Consider the following 16,526-nt stretch of genomic DNA (forward strand, 5'->3'; position numbering starts at 1 on the left):
CTGATTTTTGATTACGCATTACTAATTTTCATGAACTATCCACAATGTGCAGACAATCGTTCATTCAATGCGGATTTTTTGGGACATTTTTCGGTAGCCAACGGCAGAGCTTTGTATTATAATTAATAATACGTTTCATTCATAAAAGTAATATCACCGCGACAGACCGTGATATGTAAACCGGGAACGTCTTTACGCTTATATTTGAAAGGCAGGCTATTCACTATGGCAGACAATCGTATCTATAACTTCTCCGCAGGTCCCTCCATGCTTCCGGTTCCGGTGCTTGAGCGCTGTGCAGCCGACATGCTGAACTATCAGGGCTCCGGTATGTCAGTCATGGAGATGAGTCACCGTTCAAAGGTATATGACGGCATCATCAAGGAGACCGAGGCTACGCTGCGCCGCGTACTCTCCATTCCGGATAACTACAAGGTTCTGTTCCTGCAGGGCGGCGCTACCACCCAGTTTGCAGCGATCCCGATGAACCTGCTCAAGACCGGCAAGGCTGACTACGCGCTGACCGGCAGCTTCGCTTCCAAGGCTTACAAGGAAGCGCAGAAGTTCGGCGACATGCACGCTGCATTCTCCTCCAAGGAGACCAACTTCGACCACGTTCCGACGCAGGATGAGCTGGATATCCGTCCGGATGCCGACTACTTCTACATCTGCGCCAACAACACCATCTACGGCACCGAGTATCAGTACGATCCCGAGACCCCGGCAGGCGTTGAGCTGGTAGCGGATATGTCCTCCAACATCCTGTCCAAGCCGGTTGATGTTTCCAAGTACGGCGTCATCTACGCCGGCGCACAGAAGAACATGGGCCCGGCCGGTGTTACCGTTGTTATCGTCCGCGAGGATCTGCTCGGCAACTATCCGCTTGAGAAGTACCCGGTTATGCTGGACTGGAAGACTATGGCTGACAAGGATTCCATGTACAACACGCCTCCCACGTACGGCATCTATGTACTCGGTTTGGTTGCCAAGTGGGTTGAAGACATGGGCGGCGTAAAGGCTATGCAGGAGCGTGCTGAAAAGCGTTCCTCCATGCTGTACGATTACCTCGATTCTCAGGACTTCTACAAGACTGTAGCCGCAAAGGATTCCCGCAGCCACATGAATGTAACCTTCCGCACCGGCAACGACGAGCTGGACGCAAAGTTTGCCAAGGAGTCCATGGCAGCCGGCATGTCCAACCTGAAGGGCCACCGTTCGGTAGGCGGCATGCGTGCTTCCATCTATAACGCAATGCCGATCGAGGGCGTTGAGAAGCTCATCGACTTTATGAAGAAATTCGCTGAAGAAAACAAGTAACAATAATTGAGAATTGATAATGGAGAATGGGAAATTGCGGTATCGCGCAAGGATAGCGACATTTTCCATTTTCAATTCTCCATTTTTCATTGGAGGATAATCCCATGTATAACGTAAAACTCTACAACAAGATCTCGAAGGTAGGTCTGGACGATCTCGATCCGGCAAAGTACACCTGCTCCGAGGATTTCACCGATTATGACGCCGTTCTGGTTCGTTCTGCCAAGCTGCATGACGTCGAGTTCCCGAAGAACCTGCGCTGCATCGCGCGTGCAGGCGCCGGTGTCAACAACATTCCGATCGACCGCTGCTCTGAGGAAGGCATCGTAGTCTTCAACACGCCGGGTGCAAATGCTAACGCCGTTAAGGAGCTGGTTATCTGCGCACTGCTGCTGGCCTCCCGCAAGGTGGTACAGGGCGCAAACTGGGTTAAGGGCCTCAAGGGCACGCCGGATATCGGTCCTGCTGCAGAGAAGGGCAAGTCCACCTACGCAGGCCCGGAAATCGCCGGCAAGAAGCTGGGCATCATCGGTCTGGGTGCGATCGGCGTTAAGGTTGCAAATGCGGCTGTTGGCCTGGATATGGAGGTCTGGGGCTATGACCCGTACCTGTCGGTTGACGGCGCACTCAAGCTCGATCGCTCGGTCAAGCACGTTACCGAGCTGGACGAGATTTTCGCAAACTGCGACTACATCACCATTCATGTTCCGCTGAACGCTGACACGAAGAACACCATTAGCGCAGAGGCGATCGAGAAGATGAAGGACGGCGTTCGCGTCATCAACCTTGCGCGCGGCGAGCTGGTTGACACCAAGGCAATGGCGAAGGCACTCGAGAGCGGCAAGGTTGCAGCATACGTTTCCGACTTTGCTTCCGACGAGATTCTTGAGCAGGAGAATGCCATCACGCTGCCGCACCTCGGCGCTTCCACGCCGGAGAGCGAGGACAACTGCGCTAAGATGGCCGTTTACGAGATTACCGAGTACCTCGAGAAGGGCACCATCCGCAACTCTGTCAACTTCCCGAACCTCAAGGTTCCGTACGAAGGCGGCTACCGCATCTGCATGATCCACAAGAACATCCCGAACATGATTGCGTCCATCACCTCCGCTGTTCGCTGCAACATCGAGAATATGGGCAACCGTTCCAAGGGTGACTATGCGTACACCATCATCGACACCGCAGAGGCTCCGACCGAGGCGAACCTCGACGAGCTGCGCGCGATCGAAGGCATGATCTCTGTTCACACGATCTAATTGCCATAAAACCGATAAAACCGCTCTGAATGCAGATTCGGAGCGGTTTTTTGTTGCTTTTCTGTGCAAATTGAATATTGTCGAATTTGGTCGAATTTTCGTAAAATATGGAAATGCAGGACAAGACAGCACCGCAGCTTTCATTGTGCGGTGCTGCCGAATACTGCAGGATGACTATTTTTACAGGAGGCTTCTCAATGGAGAACATACGCATTTACGAGGAGGACGGCTACATTCACTTTATTATGCGTCCGGAGGACCTGATGCGGCTGCGCTACTCGACCGAAGCGAAAACGCCGTTTGCAGACTTCATGGACCGCTGGCTGACCCAGATGAAAACGCAGGTGCGCGAAAACACGATGGACGGCTACCGCTACGCATTTGAAAAGCACATCAAGCCGTTTTTCACCGCACGAGGGACAACGCTTGCTACGGCACGGCCGATGGATTTTCAGGATTTTGTCAACCTGAAATTCGATCAGGGGCTTTCACCGACTTCGATCGTTAAGTTCCATTCCATTATGCACAAGTGCCTGAAATACGCGGTAGCACTGCAGATTATCCCGACGAATCCGTCGGATAATGTCATGCTGCCCAAGCGGACGCGCTTTCGAGGACAGGTGTACGACCGGACGCAGATCAACATTTTTCTGGCAGCGGCGCTGCAGTCGCCGGCAGAGGCGGCGTTCGTGCTGGCGGCAACCTATGGTCTGCGCCGCAGCGAGTGCGCCGGTCTGCGCTGGTGTGCCGTGGATTTTCGGGCACGGAGCATGATCATCAATCATACGGCGGTGCTGTCCTCCGGCCGTGTGATCTACGCGGACAGCGTAAAGACCAAATCCAGCTATCGGACGCTGCCGCTGTCCGACTCGCTCCGGCGGTATCTGACCGATCTGCGCCGCAGACAGAACGCCAACCGCAAAAAGTACGGCAAAGCCTACTGCCAGAGCGATTACGTCTGCTGCCGTGAGGACGGTTCGCCGCTCCGACCGGATTACATTTCGCGTGAGTTCGAGCGGGTGTGCCGCCGCGCGTGCCTGCCGCGTATCCGGTTTCATGATTTACGGCATTCGGTTGCAACGATTCTGCTGCAGCAGGGCTTTTCGCTCAAGCAGATTCAGGACTGGCTGGGGCATTCTGACATCTCCACCACAGCCAACGTTTACGCACATGTGCCGTATGTGGAAAAGGTATCCATCGCCAAGAGCGCAACACCGATTATCGGAAACTGATGTGCATTCTGGGAATGTAACATAATCGTAACATTTCGGCGGGTTGTTTCACCATTGTTACACTTTGCCGCCTGACCTTGTATGAGCGTGCGTGATTGCTTATAATGTATATTGTATAAGAATAACAAGGATAGAGAACTTTACACAATATACAGGTGAAGCATATGTTCAAAAAAACACTTTCCGCGCTGGCGGTTGCGTGTGTGATGCTGGTGAGTGCGGCTGCGGCCGGCACCATTTTTCCGGCAGAGTACACCGACATTGACGGCGTGACACGTGCAGGCTATCTGGATGAGGACGGCATGACCGTTCTTCCGTTTGCCTACGCACAGGCAGGCGATTTCGCGGACTGCGGACTCGCTGCCGTAGAAAACGAGCAGTGGCAGACGGCGGTGATCGACCGCACGGGCAAGCTCGTCATTGCATACACGGATTCGCCGGTTTCGGTGGATTTTTCGGATACGATAGTTGCGTATCGTTACACTGACCACAGCGTGTATTATGCGACTGACGGCAAGCACATTGGCTCGTATCCGGGCGCGGTCGGCTTCTTTGAGGACGGACTGCTGCTGTGCAGAAATGCGGATACCGGGCTGTATTCCTATGTCAAACAGGATGGTTCGACTGCCTTTTCGGGCAGCTACCGTAAGGCCGGTGCCTTCGCAAACGGCAGAACGCTTGTGCAGACGCAGGACGGCGATTATCAGGCGATCGACACCAATGGCACAGTGCTGTACACTCTGCCGAATGACGTAACGCCTTCCTACATGGCGATTTACGGCGAGAGCACGGTGGTCGTCACCAACGGCACCAATCAGGCGCTGTATTCGCTTTCGGAGGGCAAACTGCTGACCGAGTTTCTGTACAACACCATTTCGGAGTTTCGCGATGGCGAAGCAATGGTTCGTCAGATCAACCGCTGGGGCATTATGGATACCACCGGCAAGCTGCTGACGGCGCCGACGTATTACTATCTGTCCTACATGGGCGAGGGGCTGTACGCGGCCCGCAGTGAGGATGGTTCGGTTTCCGCGGTGGATGCGGGCGGCAGTCTGTCTTACCGCACGCTGAGCTACATCAGCGGCTTCTCCGAGCTGCGCTACGGTCTGTCGTGGCACAACACCGCAGACGGCACGCTCATCTTCTTCCGCAAGAACGGCGGCTTTGCAGCATCCGTTAAAGAGGCGGAGAACCCGACCATTCTGACCGAAAACGTGGTCTGCGTCACGCAGGACGACACCCGCAAGTATATTGATCTGCGCAGCGGCAAAACGCTGTTCGAGCAGCCGAAGTCGTTCGACCTTGGCGGCGGCATCACTGCAAAGACCGTGCATTACGAAAAGTTCATGGGCTATCAGCAGGACGGCACGGAGCATGGATGGGATGTCGATTTTCCGGAGATCAGCGGCCTGAGCGACAAAAAGGTGCAGAACACCATCAACAGCGAAATCCGCTCGTTCTTCCTCAAGGGACCGTCCGTTACCGCCGAGTATGATGCGCTCGAGGGCAGCTACGGTGCGTCCGTGGAAGGCTCGGTGCTCGTTGTCTGGGCCAACTGCGTGAGCGGCAAAGGCGCCGGTTCGTCGGTATGGAATAACTGTCTGGCGTTTGACCTGCACACCGGCACGCAGTACACACTGAACGACCTGCTGACCGGTGACTACATCGAGACGGTCAAGAAGCTGCTGCCGGACGATCATGCGATTTATCTGTACAGCTATCCGCGCATCAGCACGAAAGGCGTAACCTATTTTTACAACGAATACGAGAGCGCTTCCCGCCGAGCTTATACAGAGGAATATCTGCTGACGTTTGAGCAGCTTTCCGATGTGCTGAACCGGAACAGCGCGTGCTATAAGGCGTTGATGACGTCGTATTCGCCCGAAGTTTCGGCTGCTGCGACCGGCTACAGCGATGTGAGCAGTACCTGCTGGGCACTGCAGTATATCAATACAGTGACCGAGCGCAAGCTGATGACCGGCGCGAACGGTAAATTCCGTCCGAACGATAAGATCACGGCGGCTGAGGTCTGCACGACCATCGCGCGTCAGCGCGGTCTGTCCGGCAGCGGTGCACTGCCCGCAGGCGTTCAGGCAGGCGAGTGGTACTCGGATGCGGTCAGCGCGGTGTACGCAAACGGTCTGCTCGAGGGCCTGAGCGATAACTTCCGGCCGACGGCTGCCATGACCCGCGAGGATGCGATGCAGCTTTTTGCAAATCTTCTGCAGGCGGACGGCACTGCGGCCATGAGTGATGCCGAAACCGCACAGACGCTGGCGTCTGTCAAGGACGCAGGCTCTATCTCGGCGGACCGCCGAAATGCGGTTGCACTGTGTATGCAGAAGGGTCTGGTGCAGGGCTTCAGCGATGGCACGATCAAGCCGCAGGGTACGTTCACCCGTGCGGAGTTCGCAAAGCTGCTGACGACGATCTGAAGATAAGAGAAAGACCGATGAACCTTGGTTCATCGGTCTTTTTACTTTACGGTGCATTTTGTCGAATCTTGTCGAATAAACGGCGGTATGGTATAATAAACTTGTTGCTTTACCGAGTCCCGGCAACGGGAAGGAGGTGCAGCCTGTGGATAACAATACGTTATCGTTTATCTACTCAATCTTGGCAAGTGTAGTCGCACACTACATCTGCAAGTGGCTCGATGAGTGGAGGTAAAGTGACTCCCAGAACCCCGGTTTAAGCCGCCGTATAATGGAATAGAAAACCCCGGAGGATGCACCCTCCGGGGTTTTCCACGCCTATGGATAATGTGTTATCGTTTGAATATAGTATAGCACCGATCTTGCGATAATGCAAGCACGCCGCCGATTATTTTACCGGAATCGTAGTATCACCGATGGTGACGGACGCCACTTCATCAAGCGGGAGAATGGTATCGAACGTGCCCTGGCGGGTGCAGACGGTGTTGCCGTCATGCGGGTCCATGCTGCCGCCGCAATCCGAGAAATCGAGCACAGTACCGTCCGTCTTGGTCACCAGCAGCTTCGCAGCGTAGGACTCCCATGTGCTGCACACACCGGCCGGTTCGCGGCCGCTCTCCTGCGGAATCTCTTCGCCGTTCTCGTCGTACAGCGTGTCGAACGTCGCCTCGCCGTCCACCGTGTACACCACATGGTAGCCGATGGGCGAGATAACGATGGTATCGACAGCGGCGCTCCGTCCGTTCACATCGATATTTTGACCCGCAGGCAGCTCGACCGCGCTGTTCCCGGCCTCCAGCTGAAACTTGAGGCGCCATGCGCCCTTGGCGATAGTTGTCGGCTCACCGTTTTCACTGTTCAGCACGCACAGGTCGCCGAGCGTGATCTTAACCGTGCCGCCAGCCTGCACCGCATCGTTGTACGACATGGTTTCGACATACTGGATGGCGTTGTCGCTCGGATTTTCGTCATAGAAGTAGCTGCTGCCGGACGCACCGTCCACGCCGCGTCCGATGGTGCTGTCCGAACGCTTCCAGTACAGGTCGTACAGGCCGGTATCCGGGTTTTTCGTGCAGTCGAACGCCGAACCGTCCTCCTTTTCGAGCGTGTAGGAGATAAGGTAGTTGTAGCCATCGAACAGAATCGCATCCGCGGTGACGGTCACGCCGCCCGCCGTATCGCTTGCGCCGATCGGGTGGCCAATCTGGTCGATGATTTCGGTGTCTGCTGTCGGACCGAATACGCCGACAAATGCGTCGCTCGCGGACTTGAATATGCCGGTTGCACCCGCACCGATGCTCAGCACCAGAGCGGCAGCCACGCCGACCGCCGCGATGCGCGGAAAACGGCGTACACGATGAATGGCAACCGGCTGCTCCGGCTGCTCGGCGGCGGCCATCAGGCGATCGACCATGCGGCTTTTCGCCTCGTCAGAGAAGCGCAGCTCGTCCAGTGCGGAATTATACATTTTGTTATCATTATACTCGCTGTTCATAAAGATCCCCTCCCAAGGTGGTGCGCAGGCTTTTGCGCCCGCGGCTCAGGTGTGCGGAAACGGCAGACTCGCTCTGACCGAGCAGAGACGCGATTTCGCGCACGGAATAGCCCTCGTAGTAGTGCAGATAGACCGCTTCACGGTATTTGCGCGGCAGCGCCATCACCGCATCGAGCACATCGGAATCCGGTGCGGCAGGCGCGGGTGTCGCGGCAGCGGCTTCCAGACCGACATTGCGCCGGTGCGCGGCACGCAGACTGTCCTTGCAGGCGTTGGCGGTCGCGCGGATGATCCACGCTTTTTCGTGCGCCGGACTGTCAAAGGTTTGACCGCCGGTCAGCAGCTTGAGGAAGATATTCTGGCAGATGTCCTCAGCATCGTGCGTGGACTTCAAATAGGTGTAAGCCAGCCGCAGGATCAGGTCGGAGTACGTCTGCACCAGACGTTCGGCGTCTGCCCTGTCAAATTGTTTCATTGGTTTCAGCTCCTTTGGAAAGCAACGTTGCTTCACCTATAATACGATTGCGGATTGCGTATCCTGACAGAGAGGATAAATTTATTATAACATAAATGCGTTGGCGGGCACCGTTCCCGCGCGCCGCAGAGCGTACCTCTCGCTTTTCGTCAAGCGTAAAACCTTCGATTTTGCAAGAGGTAGAAAGACATCTGTCCGTCTGCGTGTTGTTTTTCAACAGAATGCCCAAAAAACACAGGTAAAATTGTAACAAAGTAATTGTTAAAAAATCTACAAATACCCTTTGCAGAAAGCCCTGTTTATGGTATCCTGTTATAAGAACTCGTGCGCTCTGCCGGGAGCGCTCACAAGATAGTATGACAGGGACGACCCGATTTCCTGGGTCGATATGGATTAGGAGGATAAAACAAACTATGGCTATGAGAGGTGTAGAAACCCGTATTCAGGAGATCCGCCACCGCATTTTCACCGAGGTTGCCCGTATGGCGTACCATACGGAGTGGCCGACCGACCGCCGTATCGAAGCACTGCCATTCGACATCATGCCGGGCGAAGTGGGCAATATCCGCAACGATATTTTCCTCGAGCGCGCTATCGTAGGCGAACGCCTGCGTCTGGCGATGGGTCTGCCGTGCCGCAGTGCGGCCGAGCATGCGCCGCTCTCGGATAACATCGAAGCCGCGACCCGAGAGGAGACCTACTACACGCCGCCGCTGATCAACGTCATCAAGTTCGCATGCCATGCCTGCAAGGAAAATGAGGTCATGGTTACGGACGCATGTCAGGGCTGCATGGCGCATCCGTGCGTTGAGGTATGTCCCAAGGGCGCAGTATCGCTCGACCGCTTCAACGGCCGTTCTGTTATCGATCAGGAGAAGTGCATCAAGTGCGGCCGCTGCATGGATGTCTGCCAGTATCACGCCATCATCCGTCAGGAGCGCCCGTGCGCGGCAGCCTGCGGCATGGATGCCATCCACAGCGACTGCAATGGCAGAGCCGATATTGATTACGAGAAGTGCGTTTCCTGCGGTCAGTGTCTTGTAAACTGCCCGTTCGGCGCGATCGCAGACAAGTCGCAGATCTTCCAGATGATCCGCGCCATTCAGGCGGGCGAGCGTGTCTACGCCGCTGTCGCACCGGCGTTTGTCGGCCAGTTCGGCCCGAAGATGACACCGGGCAAGCTGCGTGCCGCGATGAAGCGCCTCGGTTTTGCGGATATTATCGAGGTCGCGATCGGTGCGGACCTGTGTGCCGCACAGGAGGCCGAGGACTTCGTAGAGGAAGTACCGGAGAAGCTGCCGTTCATGGCAACCTCCTGCTGTCCGGCGTGGTCGATGATGGCAAAGAAGCTGTTCCCGGAGCAGGCCAACTGCATCTCGATGGCCCTCACCCCGATGACGCTGACCGCTCGACTGGTCAAGCACCATCAGCCGGGTGCAAAGGTTGCGTTTATCGGCCCGTGCGCGGCAAAGAAGCTCGAAGCAATGCGTTCGGACGTACGAAGCGAGGTCGATTTCGTGCTGACGTTCGAGGAGATGGCCGGCATTTTCGCGGCTCGTCACATCGACGTGGAAAACCTCAAGGAGGATCCGCACGGCATCAACGATGCATCCACGGACGGCCGTAACTTTGCGGTATCCGGCGGTGTAGCCAAGGCCGTTGTTAACGTCATCAACGAGAAGCACCCGGACCGCGAGATCAAGGTGGCAAACGCCGAGGGCCTGCGCGACTGCCGCAAGCTGCTGATGGCTGCCAAGGCCGGCAAGTACAACGGCTATCTGCTCGAGGGCATGGCGTGCCCGGGCGGCTGTGTAGCCGGTGCAGGCACGATGCAGTCCATCAAGAAGTCCGCGACCGTGGTCGGTCTGTACGCCAAGCAGGCGGAGCACCAGACCGCGACCGGCACGCATCATGTTGCCGAGCTGGATAAGCTGGTTGATTAAAAAATAATGCTATAAAAGCCACCGTATTGAATGATACGGTGGCTTTTGTGCTGTATTGGTGCGGAATGGAGACCATCTGGTTCATTCTCCATTTTCAATTCTCAATTATTTTTCCGGCGGCGTAATTGCCACCTTCATGACTCCGTCGCGGCGCTTTTCAAACAGATCGTACGCCGCTTCAATCTCATTCAGCGGGAAAATATGCGTGATGAGCGGTGTGGTATCCAGCTGACCGTGCTCGATCAGCCGCAGGATTTCTGCGGTGTCGCAGCCGTCCACGCCGCCGGTCTTGAACGTGAGGTTTTTGCCGTACATATCGGGCAGCGGCAGCACCTGCGGCTTGTCATACAGCGCAACGATAGTGACGATCGCATTCGGTCGGGCGCACTCCCACGCGAGGCGGAAGCTGTCGTCCGAGCCTGCCACTTCGCAGACCACATCCGCGCCGCCATGCGGGCTGTTGAGCTGCACGAACTCCTGCGCGTGCTCGGGCGTGATGGTCAGCACATCCGGATAACGCTCGCGCACAAAGCGCAGCCGCGCCGGATTGGGGTCACAGATGATGATCCTGTGCGGGTGATGCAGCATGGCGCACAGCATAGTGCAGATACCGGTGGGCCCGGCACCGAGAATAAGCACGGTGTCGCCCTGCCTGATCTCGGAAATCCTGGCGGCCCAGTAGCCGGTGGCGAGCACATCGCCGGCAAACAGTGCCTGCCGGTCGGAAACCCGGTCGGGAATGACGGTCAGACCCTGATCGGCATACGGCACGCGGACGTACTCTGCCTGACCGCCGTCAATCCGGCAGCCGAGTGCCCAGCCGCCGTTAGGATCGGTGCAGTTGTTGACAAAGCCGTGCTGACAGAAAAAGCAGTGTCCGCAGAACGTCTCCACGTTGACGGCTACACGGTCGCCGGGCTTGACGGTTTTGACTGCCGAACCGACCTGCTCGACCACGCCGACCATCTCATGGCCGACCGTAATACCGGGTACGGCACGCGGCACCGAGCCGTGCTTGATGTGCAGATCGCTCGTGCAGATGCTCGACATGGTAACGCGCACCACCGCGTCTCCTGCATGCGTGAGAACGGGTTCCGGCTTGTTCTGCAGGGCAAACTCACCCTGTTTTCGATAAGTGTAAGCGAGCATAGTTTACGGCTCCGTTTCGTTAAATGTTGTATCCATTATACGGGAGGGCGAAAAGAAAGTCAAACGGTGTAGATTTTATAAGGTGCCGAGAGCCGGGAAAAACCGCGCCAGAAAGAAAAACAGCACCGGCAGGAAGATCGCAGGCAGCAGATTGCCGACGCGCAGCTTGCTGTTGAAGATGAGATTCAAGCTAATGGCAAAAATCAGCACGGAGCCGACACACGACATTTGACCAATCAAGACATCGGTCAGCCAGGGACGGATGAATCGTGCCAGCAATGTAATGCCGCCTTGATAGAAGAAAATCGGCACAATAGACAGGTATACGCCCTTGCCGAGAGATGCGGCGAAGAGAATTGAGGCAACACCATCCAGAATAGCCTTGGCAATCAGCATGGTTGGGTCACCGTTCAGACCATCGTTTAATGAACCGACGATGGCCATTGCACCGACACAAAACAGAAGAGATGCGGTAACGAAGCCTTCAACAAATCGGCTGTCCCCTTTGGCAGAAAAGCGTGATTGACAGAATGCACCGAAATCCTCCAGTCGCTGCTCGATATTCAGCGCTTCGCCGATGACAGCGCCGAGTGCCAGACAGAGTATAATCAGCATAGTATGCTGGGTGCCGATTTTGCCATCCTGTATGGTCAGTACTTCGCTGAGTGTTCCGCCTATACCGATAAAGCAGGTACTTAGCCCCAGTCCCTGCATGACCGTTTTTTCAAAGCGTTTCGGCAGACCGTTTTTTAACAGTATACCGATCGTAGTGCCTATAAACACCGTGCCAGCATTTACAATGGTTCCAAGACCAATCATAAAATCCCCTCGTTTCACTTTACAATGCTAAAGTTTATTGTAAAGCAAAGTGAGGGGATTGTCAATTCAGCGCAGACAGAACGGCGTTTTGCGGAAATGCCCGCCGCCGATTCTCCGTTCGGGATCGGGAAGCGCAAGCGCAAACAGGTCGTCCGCGAATGCGTCGCGGCATAAATCGGGCTGCAGAGCGTCGGAAAGCCGTTTTTCCGTTACCGGTTTGACAATAACGGGCAGGGCAGCCTGCTTGAGCACTGCCCGTCCGCGCACGCCGAGCGCCAGCACGCGCAGATATGCAGGGGAGACCGGCGCATCCGCCTCCACGCCAAGCACAGCGCGAAGGAGCGCACGCCGTACACGAGCCGCCGGAAACCGTCGTGTTCGAGCCTTTTCTACAGCATCCGAGAACGAATGTGCCGTATAGACCGCCTTGCACAGCCGCTCGTCAAAGCCGTCTGCCGAGCCGGTCTGCAGTCTGCCCTGATAGCGTGCGGTCCGCAGCAGCGCGAGCAGCGTGTCCTCCGGCAGAGCGACCGGCGCTTCACCGCAATCTGCGGCCTCCTTCCACACGGCGCGAGCCGCAGGCGGCAGGAACGGTGCGCAGAACGCGAAATCGCCGTCTCGCAAATGCGCTCTCAGCAGACTCGCCGAGGCAAAGCCGCTGTGCGGCGCACACGCATCGTGGGCCGCGCCCTGCCGGAGCACCGCAAGCGGGCGCATTCCGAGCGGGAGCAGGAAGCGGCAGTATTCCACGGCAAGCGTGTTGTTCGGGTTGTCCAAAAGAGCTGCCGCCTGTTTGTTGACTTTCGCTAATTCCTCCTGCCGTCTGGCGGCGTAGGACAGGTGCGGAGAGCCGGATTCCCCCTCCATCGGCAGGCTGTTCAGGAGTTCTGCGGCCTGTAAAAGCAAATCCGCATCCGCAGTTTCCACGCCGAACGACACCGTGCCGCACCCGAGTGCGTGCAGCGTCTGCACCGCACCCTTAGCGAAGCCCTCCGCCGAGGACAGCGCCGCCGCAAGCGGCAGTTCAACCACGAGGTCAGCGCCGCAGCGCACGGCCATTTCGGCACGCGCGTACTTATCCAGCACGGCAAAATCGCCGCGCTGGACGAAATTGCCGCTCATCACGCACACGATCACGGCGTTTTCGCCGAGGCTGCGCCGGGTTTCGGCAATATGGTGCAGATGCCCTGTGTGAAACGGATTATACTCGGCGGTGATGCCGCATACGGTCATGACGGTGCTCCTTTCAGTGAAATGCCAGCGGTCTGCAAGGTAAAAACCTCGAAAAAGGGGTTGTACATTTGCAAAGAATCGTGTAGAATAAAAATATAGCATTATTATATAGGCTTCCGCGGCTTTATGCAAGCCGCCAAATACGGCATAAGGGAGTTTTCGCAAATGAAAGTATTGGTAATCAACGCTGGCAGTTCTTCGCTGAAGTACCAGCTGCTCGACACCGAGTCGGGCGAGGTAATGGCGAAGGGCCTGTGCGAGCGCATCGGCATCGACGGTGTGCTGACCCACACCGGCAACAAGTCCGATGAGAAGTTCAAGTTTGACATCGCAATGCCCACCCACAAGGAAGCGATCCAGTCTGTTATCAACATTCTGCTCGATCCGGAAAAGGGTGTAATCTCCTCTATGAGCGAGATCGACGCAGTAGGTCACCGCGTTGTACACGGCGGCGAGTTCTTTTCGGACAGCGTTATCATCACCGAGAAGGTCATCAAGGCTATCGAGGACTGCGTACCGCTGGCACCGCTTCACAATCCGCCTAACCTGACCGGCATCGAGGCTTGCCGCGAGGTTATGGGCCCGGACGTTCCGATGGTTGCGGTATTCGATACGGCATTCCACCAGACCATGCCGCAGTCCCACTACATGTACGCTGTACCGTACGAGTACTACGAGAAGTACAAGATCCGTCGTTACGGCTTCCACGGCACCAGCCATAAGTACGTTTCTCAGCAGGCTGCTGAGATGCTCGGCCGTCCGCTCGAGGAGCTGCGCCTGATCACCTGCCACCTCGGCAATGGTTCTTCTATCTGCGCAATCAACGGCGGCAAGAGCTTCGATACCTCCATGGGCTTCACTCCGCTGGACGGTCTGCCGATGGGCACCCGTGCCGGCAACATCGATCCGGCTATCATCGAGTTCCTGGCTGAGCACGAGCACATGGACGCACACGAGGTCATCAATATCCTGAACAAGAAGTCCGGTATGCTGGGTATCTCCGGCGTATCCTCCGACTTCCGTGATCTGGACGCTGCAGTTGCTGACGGCAACGCGCGTGCTGCTCTGGCGAAGGATATGTTCAACCTGTCCGTTAAGAAGATCATCGGTTCCTACGTTGCTGAGATGGGCGGCGTAGACGCTATCATCTTCACCGCAGGCGTAGGTGAGAACGACCGTTCGGTTCGCTGGGATGTCTGCGAGCACCTCGAGTACCTCGGCATCAAGATCGACCCGGAGAAGAACAAGTACCGCGGCAAGCAGATGGACATCTCCATCGACTGGGCACGCGTTCGCGTTCTGGTTATTCCGACCAACGAGGAGCTTATGATCGCCAAGGATACCGAGCGTCTGGTAAACGAGGCCAAGGCTCAGTAAGCCTTTCGTCAATTAGACAAATATGGGGGCGGAGCATAGGCTCCGCCTCTGTTTTTGCCCGGAGAGGAAACTTTTATGGAGCAAATTGATATCCCGCAGGAGCGCCGCTACTGCTCGAAGCTGGGATTTTCCGTGCTGGCGATCATGCTGTGGTCGATCCTTTGGCAGTTCGGCCTGTACTGGCTGGATGGTTGGATCCTGCCGTTCCGCATACCGGAAACGCTGTATTACCTGCTGCTGCTCGTCGGACATTATGCGGTATCGCTGCCGATTGTGTTCTGTTTGTGGCGCAAAACACCGCCGATGCCGTTCTGCAGGGAGCGGGCAGGCGCAAAGCGCATGGGCCGGTGGTTTGTCATCGGCTGTGCGCTGATGTGGCTCGGCTCGCTCATCGGCACGAATATCAACGACATGGTCTACATCTTGACCGGACGCGATCCGGTCGGCATGGTGGACGAGAGCTTTTCGCAGATGTCCATGACGGCCATCGTTCTCGGTGCCTGCATTATCGGTCCGCTGTGTGAGGAGCTGGTGTTCCGCGGCCTGCTGGCCGGCCGTCTCGCGCGGTACGGGCAGAAGCCGGGCGCATTCATTTCTGCGCTGCTGTTCGGTCTGTATCACGCCAATCTGGAGCAGTTTTTCTACGCCTTTGCGCTCGGTCTGCTGCTGTCCTATGCGTACTACCGCACCGGACTGCTGCGCACCTCGGTGCTGCTGCACATGCTGTTCAACATCATCGGCTCGGTGGTGCCCATGCTGCTGCCGGATACCATAGCCGCGCAGTCGGCGCTCGGCCTGTTTTGGATGGCGATGCTGGTGATCGGCATAATTCTGCTCGTTCGCGGCAGAAAACAGCAGGTCTGGTTGCACGGACCCTGCGCGCCGTCGCTCAAAGCCGTTTTGCAGAATGCAGGCATGTTTCTGCTGATTGTCACCTGCTTTGTGCAGACCGTGTTCAATTATCTATAAGGAGGAACGTCCATGCGGGTAGACCTGCATATGCATACCGGATATTCGGCCGATGCCCAGTATCCGCAGTCCATCGACGATAAAATTCACGCCTGCGAGCAGGCCGGACTGGATATCATCGGCATTACCGATCATCTGGATTTTCTGCGTTCGGGCGGCACGCGCGACAACCGTGATCCGGAAGCCTGTGCGCGCGAGGTATGGGAAAAGCGCCGTCCGGCAGGGAACGGCGGCATTGAGGTTCTGGCGGGTATGGAGATCGGCCAGCTGCATGCCACACCGGATGCGGACGATTTTGTCCGCACGCATCCGTTCGATATGGTCATCGGCTCGCTGCATGCCATGCCGAACGATCTGGATATCTACTTTCACGACTTTCCGAATATGGACTGCGACAAGTTCCTGCACGAGTATTTCGATCAGCTGCTGCTGCTCGAGGAGCACGGCGGCTTTGACGTGCTGGCGCACATTGATTATCCGCTGCGCGTGATGAAGCACGGCGACTATATCCCGTCGTTTGACAATTATATGGACCGCGTCCAGCAGGTGCTGCGCTCGTGCATCGACCACGGCTATGCACTCGAGCTGAATGCTGCCGGTATTGCGGGCTGGCAGAAAAAGGTCGGTCCACCGCAGAATATTCTGTACGAATACAAGCGCATGGGCGGCGAGCGCATCTCGATCGGCTCGGATTCGCACACGCTGGACACTGTGGCACGCGGCGTAGACGACTGCGTGAAGAATGCACTCGACGCAGGCTTTACCCACGTTACCGTGTTCCGTGAGCGCAAACCGGTGCAGATCGCACTGAAATAAATGTAGAGGC

Annotated in this window: 13 protein-coding genes; 8 read left to right on the top strand and 5 right to left on the bottom strand. The window is 56.5% G+C overall.

Features of this window, described 5'->3' with window-relative positions; all coding sequences use genetic code 11:
- Positions 1–225 precede the first annotated feature (225 nt).
- The 4 genes from serC (at position 226) to ACWVX6_RS03260 (ending at position 6,240) form a co-directional block, all read left to right on the top strand.
- Entirely contained in the window at positions 226–1,317 is a 1,092-nt protein-coding gene (gene serC / locus ACWVX6_RS03245; RefSeq protein WP_110435419.1) for a 3-phosphoserine/phosphohydroxythreonine transaminase, read from the top strand.
- 104 nt (positions 1,318–1,421) lie between these two features.
- Positions 1,422–2,573 carry a 3-phosphoglycerate dehydrogenase family protein gene (locus ACWVX6_RS03250; protein WP_455152347.1) on the top strand — a complete coding sequence of 384 codons (1,152 nt, stop codon included), beginning with the start codon at positions 1,422–1,424 and terminating at the stop codon, positions 2,571–2,573.
- A gap of 197 nt (positions 2,574–2,770) precedes the next feature.
- Complete coding sequence (locus ACWVX6_RS03255) at positions 2,771–3,805, top strand: tyrosine-type recombinase/integrase (RefSeq protein ID WP_158574617.1); 1,035 nt, start codon at positions 2,771–2,773, stop codon at positions 3,803–3,805.
- 164 nt (positions 3,806–3,969) lie between these two features.
- On the top strand, positions 3,970–6,240 hold the full coding sequence (locus ACWVX6_RS03260; RefSeq protein ID WP_455152348.1) for an S-layer homology domain-containing protein: 2,271 nt from the start codon (positions 3,970–3,972) through the stop codon (positions 6,238–6,240).
- 388 nt (positions 6,241–6,628) lie between these two features.
- On the opposite strand, the gene ACWVX6_RS03265 is transcribed toward ACWVX6_RS03260, so the two are convergent.
- Both ACWVX6_RS03265 and ACWVX6_RS03270 read right to left on the bottom strand, forming a co-directional pair.
- On the bottom strand, positions 6,629–7,735 hold the full coding sequence (locus ACWVX6_RS03265) for a DUF4179 domain-containing protein (RefSeq protein ID WP_455152349.1): 1,107 nt from the start codon (positions 7,733–7,735) through the stop codon (positions 6,629–6,631).
- Positions 7,719–8,210: an RNA polymerase sigma factor gene (locus ACWVX6_RS03270; RefSeq protein ID WP_110435414.1), complete on the bottom strand. Its 492-nt coding sequence runs from the start codon at positions 8,208–8,210 to the stop codon at positions 7,719–7,721. Before ACWVX6_RS03270 ends, ACWVX6_RS03265 begins: the two co-directional genes overlap by 17 nt.
- 419 nt (positions 8,211–8,629) lie before the next feature.
- Here ACWVX6_RS03270 and ACWVX6_RS03275 point away from each other — a divergent pair, with 419 nt between their 5' ends.
- Positions 8,630–10,153, top strand: coding sequence for a 4Fe-4S dicluster domain-containing protein (locus tag ACWVX6_RS03275; RefSeq protein WP_455152381.1), 1,524 nt, complete (start codon positions 8,630–8,632; stop codon positions 10,151–10,153).
- A 105-nt stretch (positions 10,154–10,258) separates the two neighbouring features.
- Here ACWVX6_RS03275 and ACWVX6_RS03280 read toward each other — a convergent pair whose 3' ends face one another.
- The 3 genes from ACWVX6_RS03280 to ACWVX6_RS03290 all read right to left on the bottom strand — a co-directional run bounded on the left by ACWVX6_RS03280 (position 10,259) and on the right by ACWVX6_RS03290 (position 13,354).
- Positions 10,259–11,302 (bottom strand): alcohol dehydrogenase, encoded by a 1,044-nt coding sequence (locus ACWVX6_RS03280; protein WP_455152350.1) that lies wholly within the window; start codon positions 11,300–11,302, stop codon positions 10,259–10,261.
- Positions 11,303–11,377: 75 nt separating this feature from the next.
- Positions 11,378–12,121: a DUF554 domain-containing protein gene (locus ACWVX6_RS03285; protein ID WP_455152351.1), complete on the bottom strand. Its 744-nt coding sequence runs from the start codon at positions 12,119–12,121 to the stop codon at positions 11,378–11,380.
- Positions 12,122–12,187: 66 nt separating this feature from the next.
- A complete protein-coding gene (locus tag ACWVX6_RS03290) occupies positions 12,188–13,354 on the bottom strand; it encodes a nucleotidyltransferase family protein (protein ID WP_455152352.1) in 1,167 nt (388 codons plus the stop codon).
- A 165-nt stretch (positions 13,355–13,519) separates the two neighbouring features.
- On the opposite strand from ACWVX6_RS03290, the gene ACWVX6_RS03295 reads away from it, so the two are divergent.
- From ACWVX6_RS03295 to ACWVX6_RS03305, 3 genes are all read left to right on the top strand, one after another.
- Entirely contained in the window at positions 13,520–14,731 is a 1,212-nt protein-coding gene (locus ACWVX6_RS03295; protein WP_110435410.1) for an acetate/propionate family kinase, read from the top strand.
- Positions 14,732–14,806: 75 nt separating this feature from the next.
- A complete protein-coding gene (locus ACWVX6_RS03300) occupies positions 14,807–15,700 on the top strand; it encodes a CPBP family intramembrane glutamic endopeptidase (RefSeq protein WP_455152353.1) in 894 nt (297 codons plus the stop codon).
- Between the two features lie 12 nt (positions 15,701–15,712).
- Entirely contained in the window at positions 15,713–16,516 is an 804-nt protein-coding gene (locus ACWVX6_RS03305) for a PHP domain-containing protein (RefSeq protein ID WP_118284619.1), read from the top strand.
- Positions 16,517–16,526: the final 10 nt, after the last annotated feature.

The organism is Butyricicoccus sp. (assembly GCF_977037065.1).

Bases quoted from the DNA above. Each gene is read 5' to 3' on its own strand.
- serC (WP_110435419.1), top strand. From the start codon at position 226: ATGGCAGACAATCGTATCTATAACTTCTCCGCAGGTCCCTCCATGCTT.
- ACWVX6_RS03250 (WP_455152347.1), top strand. From the start codon at position 1,422: ATGTATAACGTAAAACTCTACAACAAGATCTCGAAGGTAGGTCTGGAC.
- ACWVX6_RS03255 (WP_158574617.1), top strand. From the start codon at position 2,771: ATGGAGAACATACGCATTTACGAGGAGGACGGCTACATTCACTTTATT.
- ACWVX6_RS03260 (WP_455152348.1), top strand. From the start codon at position 3,970: ATGTTCAAAAAAACACTTTCCGCGCTGGCGGTTGCGTGTGTGATGCTG.
- ACWVX6_RS03265 (WP_455152349.1), bottom strand. From the start codon at position 7,735: ATGAACAGCGAGTATAATGATAACAAAATGTATAATTCCGCACTGGAC.
- ACWVX6_RS03270 (WP_110435414.1), bottom strand. From the start codon at position 8,210: ATGAAACAATTTGACAGGGCAGACGCCGAACGTCTGGTGCAGACGTAC.
- ACWVX6_RS03275 (WP_455152381.1), top strand. From the start codon at position 8,630: ATGAGAGGTGTAGAAACCCGTATTCAGGAGATCCGCCACCGCATTTTC.
- ACWVX6_RS03280 (WP_455152350.1), bottom strand. From the start codon at position 11,302: ATGCTCGCTTACACTTATCGAAAACAGGGTGAGTTTGCCCTGCAGAAC.
- ACWVX6_RS03285 (WP_455152351.1), bottom strand. From the start codon at position 12,121: ATGATTGGTCTTGGAACCATTGTAAATGCTGGCACGGTGTTTATAGGC.
- ACWVX6_RS03290 (WP_455152352.1), bottom strand. From the start codon at position 13,354: ATGACCGTATGCGGCATCACCGCCGAGTATAATCCGTTTCACACAGGG.
- ACWVX6_RS03295 (WP_110435410.1), top strand. From the start codon at position 13,520: ATGAAAGTATTGGTAATCAACGCTGGCAGTTCTTCGCTGAAGTACCAG.
- ACWVX6_RS03300 (WP_455152353.1), top strand. From the start codon at position 14,807: ATGGAGCAAATTGATATCCCGCAGGAGCGCCGCTACTGCTCGAAGCTG.
- ACWVX6_RS03305 (WP_118284619.1), top strand. From the start codon at position 15,713: ATGCGGGTAGACCTGCATATGCATACCGGATATTCGGCCGATGCCCAG.